Annotated in this window: 8 protein-coding genes and 1 pseudogene; all 9 read left to right on the forward strand. The window is 62.1% G+C overall.

The features are described from left to right. The first annotated feature begins 51 nt into the window (after positions 1 to 51). The 9 genes and pseudogenes from pdhA to lipA all read left to right on the forward strand — a co-directional run bounded on the left by pdhA (position 52) and on the right by lipA (position 7,871). Positions 52 to 1,098: a pyruvate dehydrogenase (acetyl-transferring) E1 component subunit alpha gene (pdhA, locus tag FHT70_RS11510; RefSeq protein WP_011425209.1), complete on the forward strand. Its 1,047-nt coding sequence runs from the start codon at positions 52 to 54 to the stop codon at positions 1,096 to 1,098. Positions 1,099 to 1,113: 15 nt separating this feature from the next. Next, positions 1,114 to 2,496, forward strand: coding sequence for a pyruvate dehydrogenase complex E1 component subunit beta (locus tag FHT70_RS11515; RefSeq protein ID WP_183701047.1), 1,383 nt, complete (start codon positions 1,114 to 1,116; stop codon positions 2,494 to 2,496). 15 nt (positions 2,497 to 2,511) lie between these two features. Further along, positions 2,512 to 3,867 carry a pyruvate dehydrogenase complex dihydrolipoamide acetyltransferase gene (locus FHT70_RS11520; RefSeq protein ID WP_183701049.1) on the forward strand — a complete coding sequence of 452 codons (1,356 nt, stop codon included), beginning with the start codon at positions 2,512 to 2,514 and terminating at the stop codon, positions 3,865 to 3,867. 19 nt (positions 3,868 to 3,886) lie between these two features. Next, a complete protein-coding gene (locus FHT70_RS11525) occupies positions 3,887 to 4,528 on the forward strand; it encodes an SGNH/GDSL hydrolase family protein (RefSeq protein WP_064802314.1) in 642 nt (213 codons plus the stop codon). A gap of 2 nt (positions 4,529 to 4,530) precedes the next feature. Continuing rightward, a pseudogene (locus tag FHT70_RS30690) lies at positions 4,531 to 4,779 on the forward strand (GNAT family N-acetyltransferase); the annotation flags it as partial. A gap of 16 nt (positions 4,780 to 4,795) precedes the next feature. Continuing rightward, a complete protein-coding gene (gene lpdA / locus FHT70_RS11530) occupies positions 4,796 to 6,241 on the forward strand; it encodes a dihydrolipoyl dehydrogenase (RefSeq protein ID WP_183701051.1) in 1,446 nt (481 codons plus the stop codon). Between the two features lie 75 nt (positions 6,242 to 6,316). After that, a complete protein-coding gene (locus tag FHT70_RS11535) occupies positions 6,317 to 6,571 on the forward strand; it encodes a GlsB/YeaQ/YmgE family stress response membrane protein (RefSeq protein ID WP_011425215.1) in 255 nt (84 codons plus the stop codon). Positions 6,572 to 6,594: 23 nt separating this feature from the next. Continuing rightward, positions 6,595 to 6,843 (forward strand): GlsB/YeaQ/YmgE family stress response membrane protein, encoded by a 249-nt coding sequence (locus FHT70_RS11540; protein ID WP_085778064.1) that lies wholly within the window; start codon positions 6,595 to 6,597, stop codon positions 6,841 to 6,843. Positions 6,844 to 6,899: 56 nt separating this feature from the next. Next, positions 6,900 to 7,871: a lipoyl synthase gene (lipA, locus tag FHT70_RS11545; RefSeq protein ID WP_183701053.1), complete on the forward strand. Its 972-nt coding sequence runs from the start codon at positions 6,900 to 6,902 to the stop codon at positions 7,869 to 7,871. Positions 7,872 to 8,069: the final 198 nt, after the last annotated feature.

Raw genomic sequence — 8,069 nt, forward strand, 5'->3', positions numbered from 1 at the left:
TTCCCTATGGTACGCGCCACCGAGAAATGACAAACCCATAGGGAGGGTTGAATGGCGCCGCGAAAGACCGCGACCGTTTCCAGCCGCAAAACTGCAGCAAAACCAGCAGCCAAAGCATCGAATGGAGGCCCGGTAGCCGACTTCGACCGGGATGAGGAACTCAAGGCCTATCGCGAGATGCTACTGATCCGCCGCTTCGAGGAGAAGGCCGGTCAGCTTTACGGCATGGGCTTCATCGGCGGCTTTTGTCATCTCTATATCGGTCAGGAAGCTGTCGTCGTCGGCATGCAGATGGCGCAGAAGGAAGGCGATCAGGTCATCACCGCCTATCGCGACCACGGCCACATGCTGGCAACCGGCATGGAGGCGCGCGGGGTCATGGCGGAACTGACCGGGCGCCGCAGCGGCTATTCCCACGGGAAGGGCGGCTCGATGCACATGTTCTCGAAAGAGAAGCATTTCTACGGCGGTCACGGCATCGTCGGCGCCCAGGTTTCGCTCGGAACGGGGCTTGCCTTTGCAAACCACTACCGCGGCAACGGCAATGTCGCCATCGCCTATTTCGGCGACGGCGCAGCCAACCAGGGCCAGGTCTACGAGAGCTTCAACATGGCGGCTCTCTGGAAGCTGCCGATCGTCTATATCGTCGAAAACAACCGTTACGCCATGGGCACCTCGACCGCCCGTGCCACCGCTCAGTCGAATTACTCGCTGCGCGGCTCCGGCTTCGGCATTCCCGGCATTCAGGTCGACGGCATGGACGTTCGCGCCGTCAAGGCGGCGGCCGACGAGGCGCTCGAACATTGCCGCTCCGGCAAGGGCCCGATCATTCTCGAAATGCTGACCTATCGTTATCGCGGCCACTCCATGTCCGATCCGGCGAAATATCGCACAAAGGAAGAAGTGCAGAAGATGCGCTCCGAACAGGATCCGATCGAGCAGGTAAAGGCACGCCTCATCGAAAAGGGCTGGGCTTCCGAAGACGATCTGAAGGCGATCGACAAGGATGTTCGCGACATCGTCGCCGACAGCGCCGACTTCGCACAGGCCGATCCGGAGCCGGATGCATCCGAGCTCTATACCGACATTCTGCTCTAATCGGGGAGGGAACCCATGCCTATCGATATCCTCATGCCCGCCCTCTCTCCGACGATGGAAGAAGGCACGCTGTCCAAATGGCTGAAGCAGGAAGGTGACAAGGTCACTTCTGGCGACGTCATCGCCGAAATCGAAACCGACAAGGCGACGATGGAAGTCGAAGCGGTCGACGAAGGCGTCATCGGCAAGCTGCTGGTCGACGCCGGCACCGTAGGCGTCAAGGTCAACACCAAGATCGCCGTGCTGCTGCAAGATGGCGAATCCGCTTCGGATATATCAGCTGCCAAGTCGGCCGCAGCCGCTCCGCAGGTGGCTCAGGAAGAGAAGCCGACCAACACCGGTTCTGCTTCCGCGCCGCTTCCGGCCGAGCCGAAAGCCGTCGTTCCGAACGATCCGGAAATCCCGGCCGGCACCGAAATGGTGTCGATGACCGTGCGCGAAGCGTTGCGCGACGCCATGGCCGAAGAAATGCGCGCCAACGACGACGTCTTCGTCATGGGTGAGGAAGTCGCCGAATATCAGGGCGCCTACAAGGTCACGCAGGGCCTGCTGCAGGAATTCGGCCCCCGCCGCGTCATCGATACGCCGATCACCGAGCACGGCTTTGCCGGCGTCGGCGTCGGTGCCGCCATGGCCGGCCTTCGCCCGATCGTCGAATTCATGACCTTCAATTTCGCCATGCAGGCGATCGACCACATCATCAACTCGGCCGCCAAGACGCTGTATATGTCCGGCGGCCAGATGGGCGCTCCGATCGTCTTCCGCGGCCCGAATGGTGCCGCCGCCCGCGTCGGCGCCCAGCACAGCCAGGACTATGCCGCCTGGTACAGCGCCATCCCCGGCCTCAAGGTGATCATGCCTTACACGGCATCCGACGCCAAGGGTCTGCTGAAGGCGGCGATTCGCGATCCGAACCCGATCATCTTCCTCGAAAACGAAATTCTCTACGGCCAGCACTTCGACGTGCCGAAGCTCGATAATTTCGTCCTGCCGATCGGCAAGGCGCGGATCCATCGCCAGGGCAAAGACGTCACCGTCGTCTCCTTCGGCATCGGCATGACCTATGCGACGAAGGCGGCCGCCGAACTCGAACAGCTCGGCATTGACGTTGAACTGATCGACCTTCGCACCATCCGCCCGATGGATCTGCCGACGGTTATCGAATCGGTGAAGAAAACCGGCCGCCTCGTCACCGTCGAGGAAGGTTATCCGCAATCCTCCGTCGGCACCGAAATCGCCACCCGCGTCATGCAGCAGGCCTTCGACTATCTCGATGCGCCGATCCTGACGATCGCAGGCAAGGACGTTCCGATGCCTTACGCCGCCAATCTCGAAAAGCTGGCGCTTCCGAACGTCGGCGAAGTCGTCGATGCGGTGAAGGCTGTTTGCTACAAATAAGGGGAGGGTATTTCGATGCCGATCAATATCACGATGCCCGCCCTCTCTCCGACCATGGAAGAAGGCAATCTTTCCAAGTGGCTGGTCAAGGAAGGCGACACGGTCAAATCTGGCGATGTGATCGCCGAGATCGAGACCGACAAGGCGACGATGGAAGTCGAAGCCGTCGATGAAGGCACGGTCGCCAAGCTGGTCGTCCCGGCCGGCACCGAAGGCGTTAAGGTCAATGCGCTGATTGCCGTTCTCGCCGCCGATGGCGAAGATGTCGCCGCTGCCGCAAATGGTGCAGGTTCCGCCGCTCCGGCCAAGGCTGAGGCCGCACCTGCGCCGAAGGCCGACGCTGCGCCGGCGAAGGCTGAGGCAGCTCCGGCCACGGCACCGGCGCCTGCCGCAGCACCCGCGGCCGCTTCATCAGGTGGCAACCGCACCTTCTCTTCGCCGCTCGCCCGCCGGCTGGCCAAGGAAGCTGGTATCGACTTGTCGGCCGTCGCCGGTTCCGGTCCGCATGGCCGCGTGATCAAGAGCGATATCGAAGCTGCCGTTGCCGGTGGTGGCGCCAAGGCTGCTGCCGCTCCCGCCGCTGCTGCTCCTCAGGCTGCAGCCGCGCCGGCTCCGGCCGCGGCGCCGAAGGGTGCCTCCGAGGAAGCCGTGCTCAAGCTCTTCGAGCCGGGCTCCTACGAGCTTGTGCCGCATGACGGCATGCGCAAGACGATCGCCCGGCGGCTGGTCGAATCCAAGCAGACGATCCCGCATTTCTACGTCAGCGTCGATTGCGAGCTCGACGCTCTGATGGCACTGCGCGCCCAGCTGAACGATGCGGCGCCGCGCAAGGACAATGCTCCGGCCTACAAGCTCTCGGTCAACGACATGGTCATCAAGGCCATGGCGCTGGCGCTGCGCGACGTTCCGGACGCCAATGTGTCGTGGACCGACAATAACATGATCAAGCACAAGCACGCCGACGTCGGCGTCGCCGTGTCGATCCCGGGCGGCCTGATCACGCCGATCATTCGCAAGGCCGAGCAGAAGACGCTGTCTGTCATCTCCAACGAGATGCGCGATCTCGGCAAGCGGGCCAAGGACCGCAAGCTGAAGCCCGAGGAATATCAGGGCGGCACGAGTTCGGTCTCGAACATGGGCATGATGGGCGTGAAGAACTTCGCCGCCGTTGTCAACCCGCCGCATGCGACGATCCTCGCGGTCGGCGCCGGCGAGCAGCGGGTGATCGTCAAGAACGGCGAAATGGCGATCGCCACCGTGATGTCGGTGACGCTGTCGACCGACCATCGCTGCGTCGACGGCGCCCTCGGCGCCGAGCTGCTCCAGGCCTTCAAGGGCTATATCGAAAACCCGATGGGCTTGCTTGTCTGATAGCGAAGCGGAGGCGGAAATGACCAAGACCGTTCTTTGCTATGGTGACTCGCTGACCTGGGGTCATGATCCTGAGACAATCGGCCGTCATGAGTACAAGAACCGTTGGCCGAGCGTGCTTCAGGCAGCGCTCGGCAGCGAGGCGCGTGTTATCGCCGAAGGGCTGAACGGTCGCACGACCGCTTTCGACGACCACCTCGCCGATTGCGACCGCAATGGTGCACGCGTCCTGCCGACGATCCTGCAGACGCATGCACCGCTCGACCTCGTCATCCTGCTGCTAGGCACCAATGACATGAAGCCGGTTGTGGCTGGTTCAGCTTTCGCCGCCTGCCAAGGCATCAGCCGGCTTGTGCGACTGATCCGCAATCACGCCTGGCCCTTTGAATTCGACGGGCCGGAGATCCTGATCGTAGCGCCGCCGGCGATCTGCGCGACCGGCAATGTGCCCTTCGCCGCATCCTTTCCCGGCGGCATCGAGGAATCGGCGAAGCTCGCAACGCTCTATCGCGACCTTGCCGACGAGCTTGGTTGTGGCTTTTTCGATGGCAATTCTGTCGCCAAGACCACGCCGATCGACGGCATTCACCTCGATGCGGAAAACACGCGGGCGCTCGGGCGCGGGCTGGAATCGATCGTGCGGATGATGCTGGGGATCTGAAAAACTGGTTCACCGGCAGTCTCGGCGCGTTTATCGCCATATGCGCGGCATCGGCCTCGGACGCAGGCTGCTGGACGATCCGAAAGGGTTGGTCGCCGCCAGTCAGGCTGGTCGCAGCAAGCGATAATGAGGCGGCTTTGTCGCTTATGAAAGAAACGGATTCTTGGAGGGCTGCCCGCGCTGATGCCGTGCCGCTCTTCGAAAACAGCAATAGGCACGCGTGGGTGCTCATGACCCGCAGCGCAGCATAGCAAAGGCAGGAAACACATGGCTGAATCCTACGACGTCATCATCATCGGCTCCGGTCCCGGCGGCTATGTCGCCGCCATTCGCGCGGCCCAGCTCGGGCTTAAGACGGCGATAGTCGAGCGCGAACATATGGGCGGCATCTGCCTGAACTGGGGCTGCATACCGACGAAGGCGCTGTTGCGTTCGGCCGAGGTACTCGATCACGCCAATCACTTCAAGGATTTCGGCCTCGTTCTTGAAGGCACGGTCAAGCCGGATGCCAAGGCCGTCGTCGGCCGCTCGCGCGCTGTCTCCGCCCGTCTCAACGCCGGCGTCGGTTTCCTGATGAAGAAGAACAAGATCGACATCATCTGGGGCGAGGCGAAGCTTTCGAAGCCTGGTGAAATCGTCGTCGGCAAGTCGTCGAAGCCGGTAGTCGAGCCGCAGCACCCGCTGCCAAAGAATGTCAAGGGCGAGGGCACCTATACCGCCAAGCACATCATCATCGCGACTGGCGCCCGTCCGCGCGCGCTGCCCGGCATCGAGCCCGACGGCAAGCTGATCTGGACCTATTTCGAGGCGCTGAAGCCGGATGCGCTGCCGAAGTCGCTGATCGTCATGGGCTCGGGTGCGATCGGCATCGAATTCGCAAGCTTCTATCGCTCGATGGGCGTCGACGTCACGGTGGTGGAAGTGATGCCGACCATCATGCCGGTCGAGGATGCCGAAATCACCGCCGTCGCCCGCAAGCAGCTGGAAAAGCGCGGCCTCAAGATCTTCACCAGCGCCAAGGTGACCAAGGTCGAGAAGGCGGCAAACAGCATCACCGCCCATGTCGAGACTGCAGACGGCAAGGTCCAGCAGATCACCGCCGACCGGATGATTTCGGCTGTCGGCGTTCAGGGCAATATCGAAAACCTCGGCCTGGAGGCGCTCGGCATCAAGACCGACCGCGGCTGCGTCGTCGCCGACGGTTACGGCAAGACCAATGTGGCGGGTATCTATGCGATCGGTGATGTCGCCGGCCCGCCGATGCTGGCCCACAAGGCCGAGCATGAGGGCGTCGTCTGCGTCGAAAAAATCGCCGGCCTGCCGAATGTTCATCCCACCGACAAGGGCAAGGTGCCGGGCTGCACCTATTGCAATCCGCAGGTCGCCTCCGTCGGCCTTACGGAAGCCAAGGCCAAGGAGCTGGGCCGCGATATCCGGGTCGGTCGCTTCTCCTTCGCGGCGAACGGCAAGGCGATCGCTCTCGGCGAAGACCAGGGCATGGTCAAGGTGATCTTCGACAAGAAGACCGGCGAACTGCTCGGCGCCCACATGGTTGGCGCCGAAGTCACCGAGCTCATCCAGGGCTTCGTCGTCGCGATGAACCTCGAAACGACCGAGGAAGAACTGATGCATACCATCTTCCCTCATCCGACCGTATCCGAGACGATGAAGGAAGCGGTGCTCGATGCTTACGGTCGTGTACTGAACGCTTGAGAATTTTTGGGCGCTGCCCCTTTTCCGGAGTGGAAAGCCACTCCGGTCGGGTGGAAAAGGCGAAAGGAAATCATCATGTCTATGGAGACGCAGGCGTTGCTGGTGTTTTTGCTGATCGGCCTGGTTGCGGGCTTCCTGGCAAGTCTCGTCGTCGGTGGCGGCGGTTTGATCAGATGCCTGCTGAGCGGCATCATCGGCGCCTTCGTCGGCGGCTATCTGTTCAGCGCGCTCGGCATTTCGCTGGGCATTGAAAATGCGCTGGTCGTGCAGATCATCCACGCCACCGTCGGCGCCATCATCGTGGTGCTGGTCGCCAGAGCGGTCGCTTAGCGCAGATTGAGGGCAGGACAGGCATGGAAAGCGTGGGCTGGATTTCGGCAATCATCATCGGCGGACTTGCGGGCTGGCTGGCCGGCAAGCTGATGGATGCACGATATGGAATTTTCCTGAACATCGTGCTCGGCATTGTCGGCTCGGTTGTCGCCACCGCCATCCTCGCCCAGTTTCACGTTCAACTGGCCGGTGGACGGCTCGGCTATTTCGTGACGGGTTTCCTCGGCGCCTGCCTGCTGATATTCGTTGCGCGACTGGTGCGGCGCTAAATTGCGACGCGTCGTAGGGACTGTGCCGCTTAGGGCGGCGGAAAGCTGAGACTGCAATGGTGACCATTCTCGACACGATCAATCCCGACGCCAAGCGCGTGCGCCATCCTGAGAAGGCGCATCGGCCGGATACGGATGTCATGCGCAAGCCGGATTGGATCCGCGTCAAGGCGCCGACTTCCAAGGGCTATGCCGAGACACGCGCCATCGTGAAGGAGCACAAGCTGGTCACCGTCTGCGAGGAGGCCGGCTGCCCGAATATCGGCGAGTGCTGGGACAAGAAGCACGCGACCTTCATGATCATGGGCGAGATCTGTACCCGCGCCTGCGCCTTTTGCAATGTCGCGACCGGCAAGCCGAATGCGCTTGACATGGCCGAGCCCGAAAACGTCGCCAAGGCGGTCAAGGAGATGGGCCTCAGCCACGTCGTCATCACCTCGGTCGACCGCGACGATCTCGAGGACGGAGGTGCCGAGCACTTCGAAAAGGTGATTTGGGCGATCCGTGCCGCCTCGCCGGGAACGACGATCGAGATCCTGACGCCTGATTTCCTGAAGAAGCCGGGCGCCCTGGAGCGCGTCGTCGCCGCCAAACCCGACGTCTTCAACCACAATATGGAAACGGTGGCCGGCAACTATCTGACGGTTCGCCCCGGCGCCCGTTATTTCCATTCCATCCGCCTGCTGCAGCGGGTGAAGGAACTCGATCCCACCATGTTCACCAAGTCAGGCATCATGGTCGGCCTTGGCGAGGAGCGCAATGAAGTGCTGCAGCTGATGGACGACCTGCGCACAGCCGATGTCGACTTCCTGACGATCGGCCAATACCTGCAGCCGACCCGCAAGCACCACAAGGTCGAAAGCTTCGTCACGCCCGACGAGTTCAAGTCTTACGAGACGGTCGCCTACAGCAAGGGCTTCCTGATGGTGGCCTCCAGCCCGCTGACCCGCTCGTCACACCATGCCGGCGATGATTTCGCAAGGCTGAGAGCGGCGCGTGAGAAGAAGCTGCTGATCGCGGCCGAATAGGGCTGGGTGCTGCGACAGGAGAATATTTCCGGCCTCTAGATCGCCGCCTGCCCCTCATCCGCCTTCCGGCACCTTCTTGGATAAGAAAAATGTAGGATATTGATGCCTGCCGGGCGGGTGGCCGCCCGCCCGGCAGCTGGTTGTCGGATCGTCACCTTCTTAGCCGTTTGGGGCTGTGGGGAGCAGGATCGCAACCGG

Origin of the sequence: Rhizobium sp. BK049 (assembly GCF_014193135.1) — a bacterium.
Classification (GTDB): Bacteria; Pseudomonadota; Alphaproteobacteria; order Rhizobiales; family Rhizobiaceae; genus Rhizobium.